This is a genomic window from Rhodococcus sp. Leaf233, assembly GCF_001426165.1.
In the GTDB taxonomy this organism is placed as follows: domain Bacteria; phylum Actinomycetota; class Actinomycetes; order Mycobacteriales; family Mycobacteriaceae; genus Rhodococcoides; species Rhodococcoides fascians.
Genome location: NZ_LMRO01000010.1, coordinates 18168 through 38190, shown reverse-complemented (window position 1 = coordinate 38190; position 20023 = coordinate 18168). Strand labels below are relative to the sequence as shown.

Below are 20023 nucleotides of genomic sequence, written 5' to 3'. Positions count from 1 at the left end.
CCAGCCGAGTCGACGAAATCGGCAATGGGCGGCAACGATATCAGTGCTCCTGCATCCAGCGCAGCGCGAAATGGCCCTCCAGAACCTTGCGCATCAGTGTGATCTGCGAACTATCGCCGGCCCACGCGACGTATCCGTCCGGTCGGACGACGACGATCTCTGGGTAGAGCTCGGGCAATCCCTGGGCGACGACTGCGTCGGCGAACGGGAGGGCTGCCGTCTCCTCGAGAGCCGAACGTGCTTGCGCACCGACAAGTATCACGATTCGGCCGCGGGCGAGAAGCTCCGACACGGTCGTCCGTGTGCCGTCGACGTCGATTTCGTGGTCGGGCAGGAACGACCCGTCGAGCTCGTTTTCCGACAGTCCAGGGATATCGTGGCGCAGGGAGTGACCGTTGATCTTGTCGCCCAACCAATCGTGAGTATCTTTGTGGCACAACATCTGCGAGACCATTCGACGCAGTGGGTCCTGTGCAGGATCTGGATTCATGATCGCCGACTGAAGACGAGTGTTGTCGATGACCCACTGCCCGACAGGTTGACGTTCGGTGGAGTAGCTGTCGAGCAGGGCGTCGTCTGCGGCACCGGTCACCACAGCGGCAAGCTTCCATCCGAGGTTGACCGCGTCGGAGATTCCGGTGTTGAGGCCCTGCCCACCGAGTGGGTAATGGATATGGGCAGCGTCTCCGACCAGGAACAGTCGACCGTCTCGGTAGTTGTGCACGATCCGGCTGAAGTCACTGAACCTGTTGAGGTAGTGCGGCGATTCGAGCTCGACGTGCGACCCGACCACGCGGTCGATGGCGGCTCCGAACTCCTCCGGTGTGACCGGTGCATGCCGGTCGGCGGCTGGACCGTCGAACTCGAACACAATGATCCGGCTGTGTCCGTAGCGGTTCAGGTTGAGCAGCGTCCATCCGGCGTCGGTGCGGTTCCATCCTCCACGGAGATGCTCGGGGTGCGGCAACTGCGCGAGGCCCAGGATCGCGCGCATCGTCGGCGCGTATTCGGTTGTCGTGAACTCACCCGAACGCAGTACCGTGCTGCGGCCGCCGTCGGCACCGACCACGTAGCGCGCTGCGTACCGCTGCTCGGTGCCATCAGCGTCATGTGCAATGACGAGTGCCTGGTCGGCGGACTGTTGCACGGAGGTGACCGTGATGCCTCGGATCACCTGTGCGCCATGCGTTTCGGCCTTCGCTGCGATCGCGCGCTCGAGTTCGGCCTGAGCAATGCCCATCATGACCGGCCCGTCGATGGTTCGCGACCGCAGCGTCAGCCACGGGTATCCAGCGAACTGGAACAGCTCCGAAGAGATGGTCGTGTGATCGTTGGTCCGGCGTGGGACGGCGACGACCTGTCTGCGCGCAAGGGTCGCGATAGCGCGCGCGTGATAAGTCCCGGCCTTGGGGTACTCGTTCACGGCATCGCGACTCTCCAATACCACCGCCGAAATGTCGTGCAGCGCCAGCTCGTTGGCAATGAGCATCCCCACCGGCCCGCCGCCGACCACGATCACGTCGTACATCTACACAATTCCTCTCGCACCGAGATCCACCGGCAGGACGGCAGGTCGCCGCAGTCCGGTTCCTAGATCCCATTCCACATTCGACGGATCCACACGCAGGGACAGGTCCGGGTAGCGCGTGACGACCCGGGTGAGTATCGCGATCAACTCGGTCTGCGCCAGCGCCGACCCCATGCACCGATGCATGCCATACCCGTATTGCAGATGCCGACCACGCGGGCGATCCAGCCGGATCTCCAACGGTGCATCGAACACCGCCGGATCGCGATTGGCCGCGTTGATGTGTGGGTAGACGATCGCCCCGATCGGAAGCCGACCGGCCGTGGTTTGGAGAGAACGGGTCAATTCACGCGGGAACGACCCCGGCGTTCCGAGCGGCATGAGCCGCATGATCTCTTCCACCAAGTCAGATACGAGGGAAGGATCGTCGACAACTTGTGAATACAGATCCCGATGCGCCAGTGCGGCATACAGCGTTTTCGCGAGCATCGTCGCGACGTTGTTGTCCCCTCCGAGGACGATTCCCATCACGGTCCCGCTGATGAGGGTGTCGTCGATGGCGGCGAATTCCGGTTGCCGGGCCCGCCGCTTGTAGGTGGCGAGCAGTCCGGTGTCGTCGTGTTCGGTGTCGTCGGCAACGAGTTTCTGGACCCAGCCGTACAGCTCGACCCACGAGTCGACGATGAGAGGTATCTCGTCGCGACGAGCGAGCTGAATTCGTCGACCGAGCTCGTTCATCCACGGCGCATGGTCGAGCGAGATGCCGAGCAGAGTGCACACCATCTGCGCCGGCACGACACGGAAGACCTGAGCTATGACGTCGGGATCGGCCATCGCGTCGAGCGTGTCCAACGCAGCATCGGTGAGGGCGAGGATGGTGGGTTCGAGTCCCGCGATGGCGCGGGCACTGAACTCGTGAGACACGAACTCCCTCACCACACCGTGCACCGGGGCGTCGAGATTGATGAGAACCTCGGGTGCCCAGTTGGTGGGCATGAACGACGGACCGCCATCGACGTTGCAGAGCGTGCGGCTGGCGGTCCGGTCGAGCATCAACGTCCTGACGTCCTCGTAGGACGTCAGGCAGATCGCACTGTGTCCACTGGGTAGCTCTATTCTCTGGTGCCCATCGTCACTGGCGAGTTCCCGGACGTACGGCGGCGGGGTGTCGAGATTCGGAATGTCGGTCACCAGAGGGTTTGTCGATGTGCCGTCGGGGCGATGGATGGTCTGGGTCATTGCTGGATCTCCTCGCGATCGAGAGCGGTATCGGCATCGAGGACCGGATCTGCCGCGGTAGGTGTCGTCGGAGCATCGACGGGGCGGCGCAGCAGGAGTGTGACGGTCACGGCGAGGACAAGAGACAAGGCGGCGAGCACCCAGAGCAACGGAGTGAACCCGTCGGCGAACGCGGCTCGCAGCAGACCGGTGTCCACGGAGCTGTCGATACCTCCGATCTCCCCGGTGACGACCTTGTCGACGATGCTCTCCCGCTCGCCGGATCCCAGGGCGGCCGGCAGGCGGTCGCGGACCTGACCACCGACGCCCGCAGTCAGCGCGCTTGCAAACACCGCCACGACGACGGCCTCACTACCCAGCCGCACCGTGGACACCAGACCTGACACCATGCCCGACTTGTCGGCAGGCACCGATCCGATCGCCTGACCGTCCACCAGCCCGACGCCCAACCCGAACCCCAGGCCGAGCAACAGGAACGGGACGATGATGGTGCCGATGTTCTGCTCGGTACCGACCAGAGTGAGTACGGCCGCACCTGCGACGAACAACAAGACGCTGCCGCCGAGGATGATCCACACCGGTATGCCACGGGTGTGCATGGCACCGGCGATGAGCGGGCCGACGATGACCGGCACGGTCATGATCAGCATCACCAGACCTACGGCCCCAGTGCCCAGCTGCCATACCGTGGACAGGAACGTCGGGTAATAGGTGAGCAGCGTGACGAAGCCGACTGCGCCGGCGACGGGGACGGCGAGCAGACCGACGAGCCGGGATGATCGCAGCAGCGTCAGGTCGAGCAACGGGTGAGCGGTGGTGAGTTCGATCCGGATGAACGCCGCGAACAGTGCCACCCCGGCGATCAAGGTGCCGAGTGTCGCAGGCGAGTGCCATCCCCACGAATCCGACTGCACCACAGCTGCAATCACCAACGTGAGTGACGCGGCGAAGGCGACCGCGCCGGGGTAGTCCAGCCTGCCGGTGGACTGGGCAGGCGTGTCGTGCACCTTCGACGCGATGACCAAGGCTGTCGATACAGCGATGACGACGGCGTTGAACCAAAAAATGCCTGACCACCCCACCACGGCGATGGCGGTCGAGGAGATCGTCGGCCCGAGACCGAGTCCCACTCCTGCGGCGGTGCCGAACAGCGCGAACGCGCGCGCCGCAGCAGCACCGTCGAAGGTGATGGCCAACAGTGCTCCTGAGCAGGCAAAGATGATCGCGGCCCCGATGCCGGCGAGCGCTCGACCGACATCGAGCAGCAGTAACGACGGTGCAACAGCGCTGAGGACCGCCGCACCGGCGAACAGCGCGCCGCCCAGGACCAGGCCGCGGCGGCGGCCGAGATGATCGGCGATGGATCCAGCGACCAAGCTGAACACTGCGAAAGTGAGATTGAAACCGTTGACGACCCACTGCAGCAGTGCCGGATCGGAGCCGAGATCGGCCGCGATGTGCGGTAACGCCACACCGGTTCCGGACACACCGGTGGGTACGACGACGACGCCGAGCAGGATGGCCGCCAGGAGAAGGTTGGGTTTGGCCGACGATGTGACTGTCGAGGACGATGCGGGTGCGATCATGCGCTGGTCTCCTTGTCTTCGATATCACCGAGGTCTTCGCGTAGGAGCGCAGCGAGGTCGGCGAGGGTTTGGTCGTTGTCGACGAAGCGGACTGCTCCCCAACCGGATCTGCGTGCGGAGGCACAGTTCGATTCGAGATCGTCGATGAGAATGGCGGTTCCAGGGGCTGCCCCGATCCGGGCCTCGGAGATCGCGAAGATCTCCGGCTCCGGTTTGCGACACCCGACGTCGTAGGAGTCGACGATCGCGTCGACGTCGTCGTCGAGTCCGACCATCGGGCGCCAGTGGGCCTCCCACTCGCGGACGTTGTTGGTGAGAATCCCGACTCGGTAGCCCTGCGCCTTCAGCTCGTAGACCAGGTCGCGCATCGTCGTGTTGACCTGGTGGCCTGCGAACCACTGTCGACCGAAGTCGTTCTCCGCCCGCGAGACGTCGATCCCTCGGGATGTGAGCCATCGGTGCATGCGACTCACCCACTCGGCCTCGGTCAGCAGGCCGAGTTCGACGGGGGCGAGCACCTCGACGCCGAGACCGTCGGCGACGCCCGCCATCGCTGCTTTGAGATCGGCTGGGCTGATACCTGTCTTGCGTTCGTAATCGACGAACAGGTCTTCGATGGGGGGCGAGAGCACGCCACCGAAGTCCAGGAAAACCGTCGTGTATCGCGACGCGGCGGATACCGGCGGGACGGTCCCGACGTGCGCTGAGGCGGTCATCGTGCGACCGCCACATGGCTGGATGCGTGCGACCGATCGAAGAGCACTTCACAGGAGGCGATGACTACGCCTTCCTGCGTGATGTCGATGTCGAAACCGACACTCTGGTCGCAGGTGTCGGTCTGCGGCCGGACAAGCGCATCGGTCGGGAGGTCGAGCTCGCCGAATCGGATGAATGTCGCTGACAGAGAACGTATTCGGAGCCGTCGTGCACTGAGTCCGAAGTACTCGTCGGCACCGATGATCCCAGCCTGGCGTACCGCTTCGAAGAGGACCGCTCCGGGGATGTGATCGAGCGGGTGGTCGAACAGACTCGGGTGATGCTGGTCGACGAGTACATCGATGTCGACGCCGCCCGATACGTGGCGTGCAGCACCGACGACAACATTGCGACCCAAGCTACGGCCGAGGGCTTCCGGCTCATGCGCACCGACCAGCGGGTGGGGGTGACGCCCGGGCAAAGGGCTTATGCCGCTGCGATATTCGGCCAGTCCCAGCTTTGCCCGTCCCGATGCTCGGACCCGAGACCAGACAGATTTCGGCATCCACTGAATCGACATGGTCATGGTGACCGCGGTCGTCCCGGCAAGTGTGACCGTCATGTCGAGTGTGATGCCGATGATCGTGGTGTCGCGGACCTTCTCGCCGACGATCACCGCACTCAGCTCACCGTTGCCAGGGGCGGGCGTCACCGTCATCGCATCATCCGAAACAACGGTGAAGGAACCGGCATTGAAAATGAAGGACTGGTCGAACTCGACTCCCACGTGGCGATGGGCGATCAAGATCGACGCCTGCCGAAAGCACTCCAGGACGAGCAACGGGTCGAATCGGCCGGCGGCGGGCCCTACGTGATCGCTGTAGTAGCTGTGCGACTTCGGAAGATGAATACCGACGCGAAAGTTGGGGTACCGATCGCAGATGATGTCGGTGAGATAGACCTCCGACAATGCGTCGCGGTGCACGTGTTCGCGCGGGACCAGAGTCGAATGTGAAAGTGGGGGGTAAAGAGTAGATGTCACGGTGAGCCCCTTGCTGAAGGTTCGGACGGAAACACAGACGCGAGGTATTGCTGGGCACCGCACGGGCACCGATCACGTCTGCGATTTGTCTCAAGCGATCCGGCAGGTCTCGGGCTTGTAAGCAAGGGGCTCTCAAGCGACTCTGTTCGGACTGGCAGTAGTTTAGCGCGCGCAACGAGTTCCGTCGCGCCCGAGAACCGAGTGCGCGTGAAGTCACACCACTTGTTGACGAGTGACTTGTTGCACACGCCTTCGCAGTGGCGCACATCATGTGTTGCTGGCGTGTCGATTCCATACTCGGCCCGCATAGTGGTCCGATGACTCCGAACCGACGACCGGTTGCCGTTGTCGCGGCGGGGATGGCCGTGGAGGGCTACGACTGGGTGACGTTCCTTACGCTGCTCCCCTATATGACCCGCGAGCTGTTCGGTGACGACGAAACCGGGATGACTGTAGGCCTCGCAATCTTTGCCGCCGGGTTCGTCTCTCGTCCCATGGGGGCTTACATTGTCGGGAGTATCGCCGACCGGCGTAGCCGCACAACGGCATTCGTAGCCTCTTTGTGGATCGGGGTCGGCGCGACTACCGGAATGGCCTTCACGCCCGCGATAGACGGAGTGGCCTGGGCAGCTCCGGTGTTGTTGTTGATCTTCCGTGTGATTCTGGGTGCCGCACACGGCGGACAGGCCGCGGTGGTCAATGCACACATGTACGAGATGCATTCTGTCGGAGGGAGACTGGACCCGTCGGCGTTGATCTACACGATGGCCGCGTGTGGAAAAGTGGTGTCGCTGACGGTCACCCTGCTGACGATTGCCTTGCTCGGTCATGAGCAGATGTCCGTGTGGGGCTGGCGAATTCCCTATGTGGCCGGGGCGGTGGCAGGTGCGCTGCTGGCAATAGCCGCAACCCATGGCACAGACGCCGCTCGATCACGATCTGAAGAGGTGAGCACTGCGCCGAACCTCCGGGGTTCGGCGATACTGGCTCGGATGGCGGCAGTCTGTGCGCTCACCGTGGGAACCACGCTGTCTTACAACATTTGGGTCGCCGGCACCGTTCCCTATGCGGTCACGCATCTGGGCGTTCGCGAATCGACCATGGTCGCAATATCTCTCGGGCAGACGGTTGGTTTCGCTGGACTGGTTATTTGCGCCGGAGTGCTGATGCGGCACCGACCCCGCACCGAGCTGTACGCCGCCTCCGCGGTCATTAATGCCGTGTTCGCTCTGCCCGTGCTGTATCTGACCCGGCCGTCGGCGACACTGGCGACGTACTTGGTAGGCACGTCGCTGGCGACGGTGGCCTTGGCGGGACTGTGTGCGGCATTGCCCGCGGTTATCAGCGCGCTATTTCCGCGATCGGCGCGCGGGGTGGGCAACGGCCTGCCCTATGCCATTGCCGTTGCATTGATCGGTGGGACGGCACCGAGCCTGCGCGAGACGTTCTCATCGAACTACACAGTCTTCGCGTGGTACGCCGCGGCGACGTGTCTCATCACGGCAGGCACAGCAATCGTGGTCGACCATCGGTCAATCGGGCTGCGACGCTGAAAGCAACTTATGGCAGCAACATCTGGACCAAGTTTTCGATCGCGCTTCGACGCTGCCGGTCGAGCAGTACTTCGTCGTCAAAACTTTTGTTCCGATGTCATGTGTCCGCTCAGAGTTCGCCGGGAACGTATGAACGCCTCTGGGCTTTAAAATCTCGTGCCGAGGCAAAGCGCACCCACACGGAGCAATCCATCGATCGGCCACCAACGTTCACACGAGTCCACATCACTCGATACTTTCGACGCAGTGCAGGTCGTTCGTGTTGAGTTGCAGGCACATCCAGCACATACAAAAAGCCCCTGACCTGCGAATGTTCGCAGATCAGGGGCTTTTTTCCTGTGCGCCCGAAGGGATTCGAACCCCTAACCTCTTGATCCGTAGTCAAGTGCTCTATCCGTTGAGCTACGGGCGCATGTTCAGTTGTGTCGGTTCCGAAGAACCGACGTGCCGATCCTTGCGGATCAGCGTGGCGGAGGCGAGAGGATTTGAACCTCCGGACCCGGTGAAGGGTCAAGTCATTAGCAGTGACTCCCATTCGGCCGCTCTGGCACGCCTCCTAGGCTGCCGGCCCTCTCGGACCGCCGAGGAAAGAGATTACACACGGCTGAGGCCAGAAGGCAAAACGGCTGGTCGACGCCCCAGGTTCGCGCGGCGTTCGCGTAAAAGATGCTTGTTGCTCGTCAACGCATGAAGCTGTCGAACCAGTCGAAGATGCGCGTCTGCGCATCGACGAGAGCGGCCTCGGCGGGGTCGGTGTCGTCGCTGCTGCCCGGCTGTTCCCGAGGATGATCGGCGCGATGCTCCACACCGGAGTAGCTGACGACGTTCGTGGCCACTGAGGCGCGCGTGGCGGCATCGCGAAGGGCTTCGATGTGTTCGGGTGGGGTGTGGGGGTCGTTCTCGCCGTAGAGGCCGAGCCACGGCGCCTGCAGCTTGGGCGCGGCGTCGACCAATGCGATGGCGTCCGAATTGAGCGGCTCCACGATCCCTGCTGCGGCGACACTGACCGCCGCTCCGACCGGACGGCTGGTAGCCACGATCAACGCGGCCGTTCCGGCATCGTCGAATCCGATGACGCCGATGCAATCGGAGTACACCCCGCGCTGGACGAGCCAGTCGGAGGTGGCGTCGAAATCGGCGAAGAGGTCGTCGCCGAACACTTCCTTGTCGTCGCCGTGCCCTCGATGGAACAGGTCCGGCGCTACCGCCAGCCACCCTTCCAACGCGAGGGCGCGCAGGAGATCTTTCAGCGACTCGGGAATCTCCCTGGCCTCGTGCAACACGACGATCCCGCCGCGCGGCGACCCATCGGGCTCGACGGCCGTCAGCGGCACTTTCTCCTGCGAGACGGGTTTCGATGCGGCCGTATCCACCTCGTCGTCCGCGCCGACTGTGGGCGCGGGGGCGGACCGAAGGACTGCGAAGTCGCTGAAAATTCCCGACATACTGTACGAAGATAGGACGATTCCGGCCGTCCTGCACAGCTTTGACGCGGACAGGCAGAAGTCGCTTACCGACAGGGTCGGCGCATAATGACTGACGTGACCGTGCACATCCGCCCCGACCTCGACGCCATCCCCGCTTACGTACCCGGCCGCAGCTTTCCCGGTGCGATCAAGCTGGCGAGTAACGAAACGACACAGGGCCCTCTGCCGAGTGTCCGTGAGGCCATCGCGGAAGCGGCCGGCGGCGTCAATCGCTACCCCGACATCCGCGCGACGGCGCTCGTCGAGTCGTTGGCGAAGAAGCACGGAGTTGCCCCGGAGAACGTGGCCGCCGGAAACGGCTCGGTCGCGTTGTGCCAGGAGGTCGTCCAGATCACCTGTGGCCCCGGTGACGAGGTGATCTTCGCGTGGCGCTCGTTCGAGGCCTATCCGATCATCGTCCGGGTGACGGGAGCGACGCCCGTTCAGGTGCCGCTGACCTCGGACCACGTGCACGATCTCGACGCGATGCTCGACGCCATCACCGAGCGCACCCGACTCATCTTCGTCTGCAACCCGAACAACCCGAGCGGAACCGTCGTTCAGCGCGACAAGCTCGTGGCCTTTCTCGACGCGGTGCCGCCCAATGTCCTCGTCGTCCTCGACGAGGCCTACTTCGAGTACACCCGGCCCGACGCGGCAGGCAATCACACCGATGGGGTGGAGATCGCTCGCGGTCGGCGCAACGTGATCGTGCTGCGGACGTTCTCGAAGGCGTACGGCCTCGCGGGTCTGCGAGTGGGCTACGCGGTGGCCGATCCCGAGGTGATCACGGCACTGTCGAAGGTTCGAATTGCGTTCGCCGTCAGCACCATTGCTCAGCAGGCGGCTCTGGCGTCGCTCGAAGCCTCGGCCGAATTACTGGCCCGGACCGATGCGCTGATCGCCGAACGTGATCGAGTGCGCGACGCCCTGGTCTCGGGTGGCTACGACGTGGGCGTATCCCAGTCCAACTTCATCTGGCTGCCGCTGGGCGAGCGTTCGGGTGAATTCGCCTCGGGCGCAGCCGAACAGGGCGTGCTGTTGCGTTCCTACGGAAACGACGGAGTGCGGGTCACCATCGGCGACCCGCACGAGAACGACGCGTTTCTGAAGTTCGCTCTACAGTCCTAGCGCGCGCTCGAGCGTCGGCCAGGATTCACGAAGATCGTCCTGCCAGTACGGCCACTGATGAATGCCGTACGGGCGGTAGGTGAAGGTGGCCGGTATGTGGAGCGAGCGCAGGCGTGTGTCGAAGAGCGTGGTGCAGTACAGCGCTGCAGCTTCGAGCGGTCCGCCCATCGCAGCCTCCTGCACTCCACCGCCGCCGGGGCCCAGCTCGTGCGGGCCGGGTAGGCCGGTCCCGACGGACACGTAGACGTCCTTGCCGCGCAATGCTTCTGCGTTGCGTGACGGATCGTGTTCGATCCATTTCGCGTCGGCGTTCTCGCCCCACATGTTGGTGGCATTGCCGCCGTTGGTGGCGACCGTGGCGCGCACGGCGTCCTTGAGGTTGTTCTGCGAGTTGTCGTAGCACCCGCTCAAACCGGCTACTCCGGTGTAGAGATCGGGGTGGCGCGTGATGAGATCCATCGCGGCCTGGGCACCCATCGACACACCGCCGATGGCATTGGTGCCGTTACCGGAGAACCGCGCGTCGATCAGCGGTGGCAACTCCGCCGTCAGGAACGTCTCCCAGTTGTTGACGCCCAGGACGGGGTCGGGAACATTCCAGTCGGTGTAGTAGCTACTCGATCCACCGACCGGCAACACCACATTGACCGGCTTGTCCGCGAAGAAATCGACGATGTCGGTCTTCTGCGTCCAGGTGCTTTCCTTGTAATCGGATTCCTTGCCGGCACTGACGCCGTCGAGCATGTAGAGCGTCGGACGGGACACGGCCTGCGCGGCCGGAAGAAGAACCTGCACCTGGATCGCCCGACCCATGGCCGGCGAATCGACCCACACGGCCGCACGACGCGGAGTCAACATGTCGACGCGGTCGATACGAGCCGCTGCCGTCGGCGACGACTGCGCCTGTATGCCGGGTGCCGCCCCGCCCCCATCGGCGCTGCCGGTACCCGGAAGCGGCTGCGCTCCGGCGATACCCGACGACAGCAAGGACACAGCCAGCGCAGCCCCCGCTACTGCCAACACACGACGGTGCATCTGATCTGCCATCCTCCCCAGGCGCACCCTCGCGGGCGCAACACAAACAACATCCGTTCCACAACGTACCCACCGCAACGCAGACACGCCGAGGGCTGTGGGTCCGCTCACAGTAGCCGCGAAATCCCGGGTACAAAAGTCTGCGTAATCCTTTGTTACATGTACCGAAGAAATAACGGTCTACCTGGTCGGATGCTGCCGTCGGGAGGTCCTTCAGAAGGCACTCAATGTGACATTCGGTGGACTTTTCGGGGGTCGATGTCACATCGAGTGGACTTCTGACGGAGCGCGCTCAACCGCGGCCGGTTTCGCCCTGCAACTTGTCGATCATTTCCGACGCCTGCGCCTTGTTCAGGTCGTCGGGAACTTCCTCCCCTGCTTCCTGCGCGAGGGTGCTCAGGTAGCTCTTCTGCGGACCGGTCATCGGCTCGTCGCCGGTGACCCAGTCGTCGGGATCCTTCTCGGGGTTCTGGTTGACCTGCTCGTTTTCGCTCATACGTTCGTAAATACGCCCTCGTGACGGTTTCCAAACGCGTCGACCCTGCGCATTACGGCGCCGCCCTGCTCAGCACGGCTGTCGGTCGCGCGAATGACTTCGTTGACAGTTCAAGGATCCGGCGAGGAAGCTCCATCGCACCCCCTCGAATTGGAGCAACATGAAGACGAAGAACCTGCTGGTCAGAATCGGCATCGGAAGCGCGATCGCTGCGGCAGCCATGGTCACCACCCCCGCCCTCGCTTCGGCGGATCCGATCACCGATTTCCTGTGCGGTGCCGGCTCGGCTCAGTTCTGCATCCTTCCGCCGCCGCCTGCTTTCGCTCCCCCGCCCGCACCTCAGGGTGCGCCCGCTCCCGCACCTCGGCCCAACGGTGGGTTCCAGTACCAGAACTGCGACGCCGCCCGCGACGCCGGAGCTGCACCGGTCTATCGCGACGAGTACGGCTACGGCCCCCACCTCGACCGCGACAACGACGGCATCGGCTGCGAGTAGCGAGTTCGCACTTGTGTAGGTGAATCGCTGTCGATTGTCTGCACAAGTGCGATCTCGGCGGACGGATACGCTCGGTCGGTGAGACGACGCCAGCAACCGCCCCTGGCGAAGCGCTACGGCCTCGACCCCGCACGCGTCCGAATGCCCGAGGACGGCTCATGGCCCACCGTCCGCGAGTTCTTGACGGCGACCGAGCAACGGATCTCGCCGGAACGCATCGACGAGATGCTCGCTGCGGGTGAGGTCGTCGACATGGGCGGGCCTGTATCCGCTGATGCGCCGTACGTCCCCGGCGACGCTGTCTGGTTCCACCGCGACCTGCCGACGGAAACCGTTGTGCCCTTCGACATCTCGATCGTGCACCGGGACGACGCCGTACTGGTGATCGACAAACCGCACTTTCTGCCGACGATCCCGCGCGGCGGCCACATTCTGCAGACCGCGCTGGTGCGACTGCGCCTCGAACTCGATCTGCCGCAACTGGTGCCCGCTCATCGACTCGACCGCGTCACCGCTGGCCTGGTGCTGTTCGTCGTCGACCCTGCCCTCCGCGGGGCGTATCAGACGTTGTTTCAGGATCGAAAGGTCCGCAAGGAGTACGAGGCCATCGCGGCTTACGAACCGTCCCTCGCTCTGCCTACCGAGGTACGCAGTCGAATCGTCTCGGACAAGGGCCAGTTCACTGCATGCGAGGTGGCCGGAGAACCCAACGCGCACACCGTCGTCGAACTTCTGGAACACCGCGAGGGTATCGGACGGTACCGACTGACACCGTCGACGGGACGAACCCACCAGCTACGTCTGCACATGAACTCGTTGGGCATTCCCATCCTGGGTGACGATCTGTACCCGACGGCATCCGGGCGAGCCGTCGACGATTTCACGGCTCCACTCCAATTACTGGCCAGTGCAATCGAATTCATCGACCCGATCTCGAAAGCTGTACGACGCTTCGAGACTCAGCGAAGCCTGGAGCGTTGGGTGTAGAACAGAGGTCCGTGACCCCGGGCTCCGCTGGCTATTCAGAATTCTGGTCACGCTCGGACTTCACGAGTTCCTTCGTGCGCACCAAGCGCAGCGCCGTGACCAACACGACGCCGCCGATGATGTTGAACAGCACTGTGTATCCGAACCATTCGATCCACTCGCGGTAGCTCACGTCCGCTCCTGCGTGGATGGCCCCGAAGATCAGCAGGGAATCGAGGACCGAGTGGAACAACTGCAATCCGGCCAACAGAAAACCCGCCGCCATGGCAGCGATGATCCGCGCCACGTCGGATTCGGTTCCCTGCTGCATGCGTGTCAGCAGTGTCATCGTGCTGCCACCGAGAACAGCGAGGCAGATCGACTGAAGATCCAAGGGTGCGTAGACGAAATGATGCGCCGACTCGGACAACACTTCGAGCCACTGCGGAAACGCGTGCGCGATCAACCACATCACGAACCAACCGCCGAGCAGATTCGCGAGCAGCGTCCCGACCCACAACTTCGCGAGCTGCGCAGGCGTGCCGTTGCGTGCCACAATCGCTGCGATCGGCATCAGGAAATCCTCGGTGAACAGCTCACCGTGCGCGAGATAGATGGCCACGAGGCCGATTCCGAACGCCAGGCCTGCCAGCAGGTGACTGCCGGTCTCGTCCAGCACCGCCAGGTACGCCATCACCCCCAGAGCGACCTCGAGTCCGCCGAAGAGTCCGGTGATCAGCACGGTGCGTACGGTGCGGTGCAATCGCTCGCCACCTTCGGTGACGACAGCGTCGAAACTCTCCTCGAGCTCCTCTTCCAGAGGCCCCTCGTTGTCGCCGTCGTTGCGCCGCGCTTCTTCGCTCATTGGCAGGTAGTACCCACTGAACCGGTATTGATGCCACGCCGAGAATTCGCTGCTTCGGAAACGAACAAACCCGGTCCACCCTCGGGGTGGACCGGGTTCGAACAACGAACATGTGGCGGAAGCGGAGGGATTTGAACCCCCGGACGCTTTTACACGCCTCTCGCTTTCAAGGCGAGTGCATTGGGCCGCTCTGCCACGCTTCCGTGTGCGATCTTAACGGCCAGGGCGGCACCGGCCCAATCGCCCCTCGTTGCCGGTCTGTCAGCGTCGAGGTCGGGTTGCCGATGCGTCCATTGCGGCGTCCACCTTCTGGAAGATGTCGCCCAGGACCTCGAGTTCGGTCGGGGTGAGGAGATCGACCAGATGTTGCCGGACGCTGCGGACGTGCGTGGGTGCTGCCTCCGTCAGTCGTCGTCGACCTTCCTCGGTGATGACGGCGAGGACGCCACGGCCGTCGTGCGCGCAGGTACTGCGGCGCACCATGTCCTGGACTTCCATTCGCCTGATCTGGTGAGTGAGGCGACTTCGGGAGGACAGAACCCCGTCGGCCAACTCGCTCATGCGGATGGAGCCGTCGTCCGCCTCGGACAGCATCACCAGGATGCGGTACTCCGCCATCGACAGGTCGTGTCTGTCCTGTAGATCCCTGTTCAATACCTCCATCAATCGTTGACCGCCGTCGACATAGGCACGCCAAGCTCTCATTTCCGCAGTGTCGAGCCACTGCGGGTCCCCCCCGGGACCAATGGCTAATTCGGCCGTCACGCGAGTCATCTTAGGCAGGAAATCTACTCACGAGTAGCTTGCCGTGGTTCGGGGTCCGATTCGCCGATGAGACCTAGGGTCGAGTTATGACAGATCCCTACATCGACCCTCCGTACGTTGCCGCCGCCGATCGCTACGAATCCATGTCGTATCGCCGAGTGGGATCGCGTGGGCCGGTACTGCCGGCTGTGTCGCTGGGCCTGTGGCACAACTTCGGCGACGACGTTCCACTGATGAAGCAGCGCGCGATTCTCCGTCGCGCCTTCGATCTGGGAATCAACCACTTCGACTTGGCGAACAACTACGGTCCGCCGTACGGAAGCGCCGAGAAGAACTTCGGCCGCATCTTCTCCGAGGACTTCGCCGGGTACCGCGACGAACTGATCATCTCCAGCAAAGCGGGATGGGACATGTGGCCCGGCCCGTACGGCTTCGGCGGCTCCCGCAAGTACCTTTTGTCCTCACTCGACCAATCGTTGACGCGCATGAGACTCGACCACGTCGACATCTTTTACAGCCACCGCCCCGACCACGACACCCCCATCGAAGAGACAGCCGGCGCGCTGATCAGCGCTGTCCAGCAGGGGAAGGCCCTGTACGCGGGTATCAGCTCGTACAAGCCCGAGGGCACGCAGAAGATGGCGGATCTGCTCGCCGACGCCGGTGTTCCGTTGCTGATCCATCAGCCCAGCTACTCGATGGTCAACCGGTGGATCGAACCCGAATTGTTGGGCACACTCGACGCGATCGGTGCAGGCGTCATCGCATTCTCTCCCCTCGCCCAAGGCATGCTCACCGACAAGTACCTCGACGGCATTCCCACGGATTCGCGCGCAGCACAGGGCAAGTCGCTGAACCCGGACTGGCTCACCGACGACCATATCGGGCACCTTCGCGCGCTGAATGACATCGCGTCGGCCCGCGGTCAGTCACTGGCTCAGCTCGCGCTGAGTTGGGCGCTGCGCGACCGGCGAGTGACGTCGGTACTGATCGGCGCATCGAGCGTCGAGCAGCTCGAGAACAACGTCGCGGCGCTGGACAATCTGGACTTCTCCGACGCCGAACTCGAACAGATCGACAGTCACGCCGGCGACTTCGGCATCAACCTCTGGGACCTGTAAAGCGCCTGCGACAGTGGTGGCGCATCATGGATACATGCGTGCAATCACACTGAAAGAATTCGGCGAACCCGACGTCATGGAGTGGACCGAGGTTCCCGATCCACGACCGGCCCGCGGACAGGTGATCGTCGACGTTTCGGCTACCGCCGTCAACCGTGCCGATCTGATGCAGCGTCAAGGCAACTACCCGCCGCCCCCGGGTGCCAGCGAGATCCTCGGTCTCGAGTGCTCGGGAATCATTTCCGAGCTCGGTGACGGCGTCAGCGGCTGGAACGTCGGCGACAGGGTCTGCGCGCTTCTGGCCGGTGGCGGGTACGCCGAGCAGGTCGCCGTGCCTGCCACCCAGCTGTTCCCGATCCCTGCGGGCCTCGATCTCCATGTGGCAGCAGCACTTCCGGAGGTTGCGTCCACGGTGTGGTCCAACTTGGTGATGGATGCGCACATGCGTTCGGGGCAGGTGCTGCTGATTCACGGCGGCGGTAGCGGAATCGGCACGCACGCAATCCAGGTCGCGAAACAGATGGGCGTCACCGTCGCCGTGACCGCCGGATCCAAGTACAAGCTGGACATGTGCGCGGACCTCGGTGCCGACATCCTCATCGACTACAAGAACCAAGACTTTGTCACCGAAATCCGTTCACAGACAAACGATCACGGTGCCGACCTGATCCTGGACAACATGGGCGCGAAGTACCTCGACCGGAACCTCGATGCCCTCGCCGTGGACGGCACGGTCGTCACCATCGGAATGCAGGGAGGAGTAAAGGGGGAGCTGAACTTTGGCAAGCTCATCGCCAAGCGTGGCTCGGTACACGCGGCCGGATTGCGGGGACGCCCCGAGACCGGACCGTCGAGCAAAGCCGACATCGTCGCCGACATGACCGCACACCTGTGGCCGATGATCTCCGAGGGCCGGGTCACCGCCGTCGTCCATGCCGAAATCCCGATAACCGAAGCAGCACAAGGACATCGAATGCTCGACGACGCCGAGACGATCGGGAAAGTCATCCTGCGCGTGCAGTGATGTGCGTCCAAGGGTCGTGAGTGGAACTTCGTAGTGGGCTACGAGGCCGGAGTGGAGCCTGCGGAACGACCCGGAGGCACCTCGCGCACGTGCGGCGCAGCCGCTCTCATAGAGCGAGCGCAGCGAGAGCTTTAACGAGCTGATCGATCTCGTACCGGGTGGTGTAGGGAGCGAGTCCGATGGTGACGGCACCACCTTCGTCGTTGACGCCCAGGGCGTCGAGCAGACGACTGCCACCGTGGACCCCGCTGACGCTGCCGATTCGAGCCTGCGCGAGTTGCTCGGACACCTTCACCGCGGGCATACCGTCGACGGTGAAGCTGACGGTCGGGATACGCGTGGGCGCAGTGCCGAGCACCATGACGTGATCGAGGGTGGCGAGCGCAGCCATCAGATGCTCGAAGAGCCGATCCTGATAGTGCTGCAGCGACCCGATGGACAGCTCCAGCCGCTCACGTCGGGTGCCCGTTGCTGCGTCGTCGAGGTTGGCCAGGTAGTCGATGGACGACACGACACCGGCCAGCAGCGCGTACTGATGACCACTGACCTCGAGCCGCTCGGGTCCCTTCGCCGACGGGTTCAGCGACATCGACGGCAACTGGTCGAGCAGTGTCGGATCCCGGAAGATCAGCGCACCCACCGACGGCCCACCCCACGCAGCCGCATCGATCGCGACGACGTCGGCTCCGAGTTCCTTGATGTCGACGTGTGCGTAGGGGGCTGCTCCGGCGGCATCGACGACGATGAGTCCACCGACCTCGTGGACCAGATCGGCTGCGACGCGAACGTCGGGAGCGCTACCCACGATCGGCGACGCCGCCGTGACCGCGACGAGCCGGGTGGTGGAGGTGATGAGTTCCTCGAACTGCCACGTGGGCAGCTCGCACGTATCGATCTCGACCTCGGCCCAGCGCACGTGTGCGCCGGTTCGGCTGGCGACCCGCAGCCACGGTGCGACGTTGGCTTCCTCGTCCAGACGAGTGAGCACCAAGCCGGTTCCCAGCCCGAGCCGAGAGCTCAGAGAATCGGCGAGCCACGACAGCAGCGTCGCCCGATCCGGTCCGATGACCACGCCTGACGGATAGGCACCGACCAGATCTGCGATTGCGACGCGGGCGGATTCGAGCAGAGCAGCACTCCGCTTGGCGGCGATGTTGCCGGCCGAATGATTGGACGCACTGTGCCGGAACGCCGTGGACACGGCCGTCGACACGCGATCCGGAATCAGCATTCCCAGCTGAGGGTCCAAATGAATCCACCCGTCGCCGAGGGAGGGAATGGACCCTCTGACCCGTGCGACGTCGTACCCCATGCCGGACACTCTAAGCGCCGACCCGCCGGAGGTGTGTTTCACGTCCCGTTTCCCCAGGAAACGGCAGCCGACAACGCACGCTTCGATCCTCCTGACACCCCGGTTGCGAACGACCGAACCAGGATAATCGCCCCTGTCGATCGCGCAACGGCAGGCGACGCGTAAAGATGGATGCATGACGCAATCCGAGTCGAACAATGCACCCGGCGATCACGTCGTCGTGATCGGCCCCAACGGAGAGCCACTCGCACTGAGCCGCGAAGAAGCCACCGCTGCTGCAGCCCGCGCTTCCGGCTCGGCGGCCAACGAGGAGTCGTCCGACGGATCGGACCTCTCGGAGATGGTGGAACAGCCCGCCAAGGTGATGCGCATCGGCACGATGATCAAGCAACTGCTCGAAGAAGTGCGCGCGGCACCTCTCGACGACGCCAGCCGCAATCGGCTCAAGGAAATCCACAAATCGTCCATCCAGGAGCTGGAGCAGGGCTTGGCCCCGGAGCTACGCGACGAGCTCGAGCGTCTGGTGCTGCCGTTCGGCGACGACGTCGTCCCCACCGATGCCGAATTGCGGATCGCCCAGGCTCAGCTCGTCGGATGGCTCGAAGGACTGTTCCACGGCATCCAGACGGCACTGTTCGCTCAGCAGATGGCCGCACGGGCCCAGCTCGAGCAAATGCGTCAGGGCGCATTGCCTCCCGGTGTCATGCCCACACCGAGCGGCGGCCACGGCGGGAGCGGTACCGGCCAGTATCTGTAGCAAGCTCGACATGAGTCCCTCGGTCGAAGACGGGTAGTGTCGACCGTCGTGTCGGCACCAGCGAAGGATCCCGAGAGCGAGGCAGGAGAACAGATGCCTGCTCCGGTTTCGGACTCACAGACTTATCGGCGCGCGTTCGGCGATCTGCGGACCGGTTTCAACCAGCGTGAATTGTGGCTGCATCTCGGCTGGCAGGACATCAAGCAGCGCTATCGGCGGTCGGTGATCGGCCCGTTCTGGATCACCATCGCCACCGGCGTTCAGGCCATCGCCATGGGCCTGCTGTATTCGGTGCTTCTCGACATCGATCTGCGCTCGTTCCTGCCGCATGTCACGGTCGGCCTGATCATCTGGAACCTCATCAGTGCCGCGATTCTCGAGGGCGGAGACGTCTTCGTCGCCAACGAGGGTCTCATCAAGCAGCTGCCCAGCGCGCTCAGCGTGCACGTGTATCGCCTGGTGTGGCGCCAGCTGCTACTCCTGGGCCACAACCTACTGATCTACGTGATCATCATCGCGATCTTCTGGCCGCCCGGCGGACTGCACTGGACGGTGATCTTCGCGATTCCGGCGCTGGTCCTGATTCTGCTCAACGCAGTGTGGGTGTCGATCCTCTTCGGCATCATCGCCACCCGCTACCGCGACATCGCCCCGATCCTCGGCAGCTTCGTCACGCTGATGTTCTTCATGACGCCGATCGTGTGGACCACATCGGGACTCGTGCAGATGGGCGGCGAGGCCGCGAATCGCGCCAAGCTCGTCGAGATCAACCCGCTCTTCCACTACCTGGACATCATCCGCGCACCTCTGATCGGCGAAGACCAGCAGGCGTACCACTGGTACATCGTGCTCGGCTTCACCGTCGTCGGATGGGCGCTGGCCATTCTCGCTCTCAAGAAGTACCGGGCCCGCGTGCCCTACTGGGTTTAGGGGTCAGCAGTTGTC

At 63.6% G+C, this 20023-nt stretch carries 19 protein-coding genes and 3 tRNA genes; 8 read left to right on the top strand and 14 right to left on the bottom strand.

All coding sequences use genetic code 11. From position 1 onward, the window contains the following. Positions 1-40: 40 nt before the first annotated feature. From ASH04_RS15755 to ASH04_RS26205, 5 genes are read right to left on the bottom strand one after another with little or no spacing between them, the layout of a single operon-like run. Positions 41-1528, bottom strand: a complete 1488-nt coding sequence (locus ASH04_RS15755; RefSeq protein WP_032366517.1) for an FAD-dependent monooxygenase — start codon at positions 1526-1528, stop codon at positions 41-43. Further along, positions 1529-2767, bottom strand: a complete 1239-nt coding sequence (locus tag ASH04_RS15750; RefSeq protein WP_057474010.1) for a cytochrome P450 — start codon at positions 2765-2767, stop codon at positions 1529-1531. It lies immediately after the preceding gene. After that, positions 2764-4353, bottom strand: coding sequence for an MFS transporter (locus ASH04_RS15745; RefSeq protein WP_156394567.1), 1590 nt, complete (start codon positions 4351-4353; stop codon positions 2764-2766). The genes ASH04_RS15750 and ASH04_RS15745 overlap by 4 nt, the downstream gene beginning before the upstream one ends. Beyond that, positions 4350-5069 carry an HAD-IA family hydrolase gene (locus ASH04_RS15740; protein WP_057474009.1) on the bottom strand — a complete coding sequence of 240 codons (720 nt, stop codon included), beginning with the start codon at positions 5067-5069 and terminating at the stop codon, positions 4350-4352. The genes ASH04_RS15745 and ASH04_RS15740 overlap by 4 nt, the downstream gene beginning before the upstream one ends. Then, positions 5066-6091, bottom strand: a complete 1026-nt coding sequence (locus ASH04_RS26205) for an AfsA-related hotdog domain-containing protein (protein ID WP_162247542.1) — start codon at positions 6089-6091, stop codon at positions 5066-5068. Before ASH04_RS26205 ends, ASH04_RS15740 begins: the two co-directional genes overlap by 4 nt. A gap of 317 nt (positions 6092-6408) precedes the next feature. Between ASH04_RS26205 and ASH04_RS15730 the strand changes: the two genes are divergently transcribed. Beyond that, complete coding sequence (locus tag ASH04_RS15730) at positions 6409-7644, top strand: MFS transporter (RefSeq protein WP_057474008.1); 1236 nt, start codon at positions 6409-6411, stop codon at positions 7642-7644. 339 nt (positions 7645-7983) lie between these two features. Here ASH04_RS15730 and ASH04_RS15725 read toward each other — a convergent pair. From ASH04_RS15725 to ASH04_RS15715, 3 genes are all read right to left on the bottom strand, one after another. Further along, positions 7984-8056: transfer RNA gene (locus tag ASH04_RS15725), tRNA-Arg, on the bottom strand. Positions 8057-8111: 55 nt separating this feature from the next. Next, positions 8112-8201 (bottom strand) — tRNA-Ser (locus ASH04_RS15720). A 123-nt stretch (positions 8202-8324) separates the two neighbouring features. Further along, entirely contained in the window at positions 8325-9089 is a 765-nt protein-coding gene (locus tag ASH04_RS15715) for a dienelactone hydrolase family protein (protein ID WP_032366522.1), read from the bottom strand. Positions 9090-9185: 96 nt separating this feature from the next. Between ASH04_RS15715 and hisC the strand changes: the two genes are divergently transcribed. Next, positions 9186-10241 (top strand): histidinol-phosphate transaminase, encoded by a 1056-nt coding sequence (gene hisC / locus ASH04_RS15710; protein WP_032366642.1) that lies wholly within the window; start codon positions 9186-9188, stop codon positions 10239-10241. Here hisC and ASH04_RS15705 read toward each other — a convergent pair. Together ASH04_RS15705 and ASH04_RS15700 are read right to left on the bottom strand one after the other, a co-directional pair. After that, positions 10230-11276: an alpha/beta hydrolase gene (locus ASH04_RS15705; protein WP_032366643.1), complete on the bottom strand. Its 1047-nt coding sequence runs from the start codon at positions 11274-11276 to the stop codon at positions 10230-10232. The genes hisC and ASH04_RS15705 overlap by 12 nt on opposite strands. A 292-nt stretch (positions 11277-11568) precedes the next feature. Then, positions 11569-11772, bottom strand: coding sequence for a DUF3072 domain-containing protein (locus ASH04_RS15700; protein WP_027494766.1), 204 nt, complete (start codon positions 11770-11772; stop codon positions 11569-11571). 160 nt (positions 11773-11932) lie between these two features. Between ASH04_RS15700 and ASH04_RS15695 the strand changes: the two genes are divergently transcribed. Further along, entirely contained in the window at positions 11933-12268 is a 336-nt protein-coding gene (locus ASH04_RS15695) for an excalibur calcium-binding domain-containing protein (protein WP_027494767.1), read from the top strand. Positions 12269-12346: 78 nt separating this feature from the next. Continuing rightward, a complete protein-coding gene (locus tag ASH04_RS15690; protein ID WP_235580027.1) occupies positions 12347-13255 on the top strand; it encodes an RluA family pseudouridine synthase in 909 nt (302 codons plus the stop codon). Between the two features lie 31 nt (positions 13256-13286). Here the strand turns inward: ASH04_RS15690 and ASH04_RS15685 are convergent, their stop codons facing one another. The 3 genes from ASH04_RS15685 to ASH04_RS15675 all read right to left on the bottom strand — a co-directional run bounded on the left by ASH04_RS15685 (position 13287) and on the right by ASH04_RS15675 (position 14873). Next, positions 13287-14099 carry a formate/nitrite transporter family protein gene (locus tag ASH04_RS15685; protein ID WP_027494769.1) on the bottom strand — a complete coding sequence of 271 codons (813 nt, stop codon included), beginning with the start codon at positions 14097-14099 and terminating at the stop codon, positions 13287-13289. Between the two features lie 113 nt (positions 14100-14212). After that, positions 14213-14302 (bottom strand) — tRNA-Ser (locus tag ASH04_RS15680). 58 nt (positions 14303-14360) lie between these two features. Then, entirely contained in the window at positions 14361-14873 is a 513-nt protein-coding gene (locus ASH04_RS15675) for a MarR family winged helix-turn-helix transcriptional regulator (RefSeq protein WP_048319194.1), read from the bottom strand. A 77-nt stretch (positions 14874-14950) separates the two neighbouring features. Here ASH04_RS15675 and mgrA point away from each other — a divergent pair, with 77 nt between their 5' ends. Together mgrA and ASH04_RS15665 are read left to right on the top strand one after the other, a co-directional pair. Continuing rightward, positions 14951-15985, top strand: a complete 1035-nt coding sequence (mgrA, locus tag ASH04_RS15670) for an L-glyceraldehyde 3-phosphate reductase (protein WP_057474006.1) — start codon at positions 14951-14953, stop codon at positions 15983-15985. Positions 15986-16019: 34 nt separating this feature from the next. Then, entirely contained in the window at positions 16020-17009 is a 990-nt protein-coding gene (locus ASH04_RS15665; RefSeq protein WP_057474156.1) for an NAD(P)H-quinone oxidoreductase, read from the top strand. Positions 17010-17115: 106 nt separating this feature from the next. Here ASH04_RS15665 and ASH04_RS15660 read toward each other — a convergent pair whose 3' ends face one another. After that, positions 17116-18321: a cysteine desulfurase-like protein gene (locus tag ASH04_RS15660; protein ID WP_057474005.1), complete on the bottom strand. Its 1206-nt coding sequence runs from the start codon at positions 18319-18321 to the stop codon at positions 17116-17118. 175 nt (positions 18322-18496) lie between these two features. Here ASH04_RS15660 and ASH04_RS15655 point away from each other — a divergent pair, with 175 nt between their 5' ends. Both ASH04_RS15655 and wzm read left to right on the top strand, forming a co-directional pair. Then, complete coding sequence (locus ASH04_RS15655; protein ID WP_057474004.1) at positions 18497-19078, top strand: bacterial proteasome activator family protein; 582 nt, start codon at positions 18497-18499, stop codon at positions 19076-19078. 93 nt (positions 19079-19171) lie between these two features. Then, entirely contained in the window at positions 19172-20008 is an 837-nt protein-coding gene (wzm, locus tag ASH04_RS15650; protein ID WP_167735454.1) for a galactan export ABC transporter permease subunit Wzm/RfbD, read from the top strand. The last annotated feature ends 15 nt before the right edge of the window (positions 20009-20023 follow it).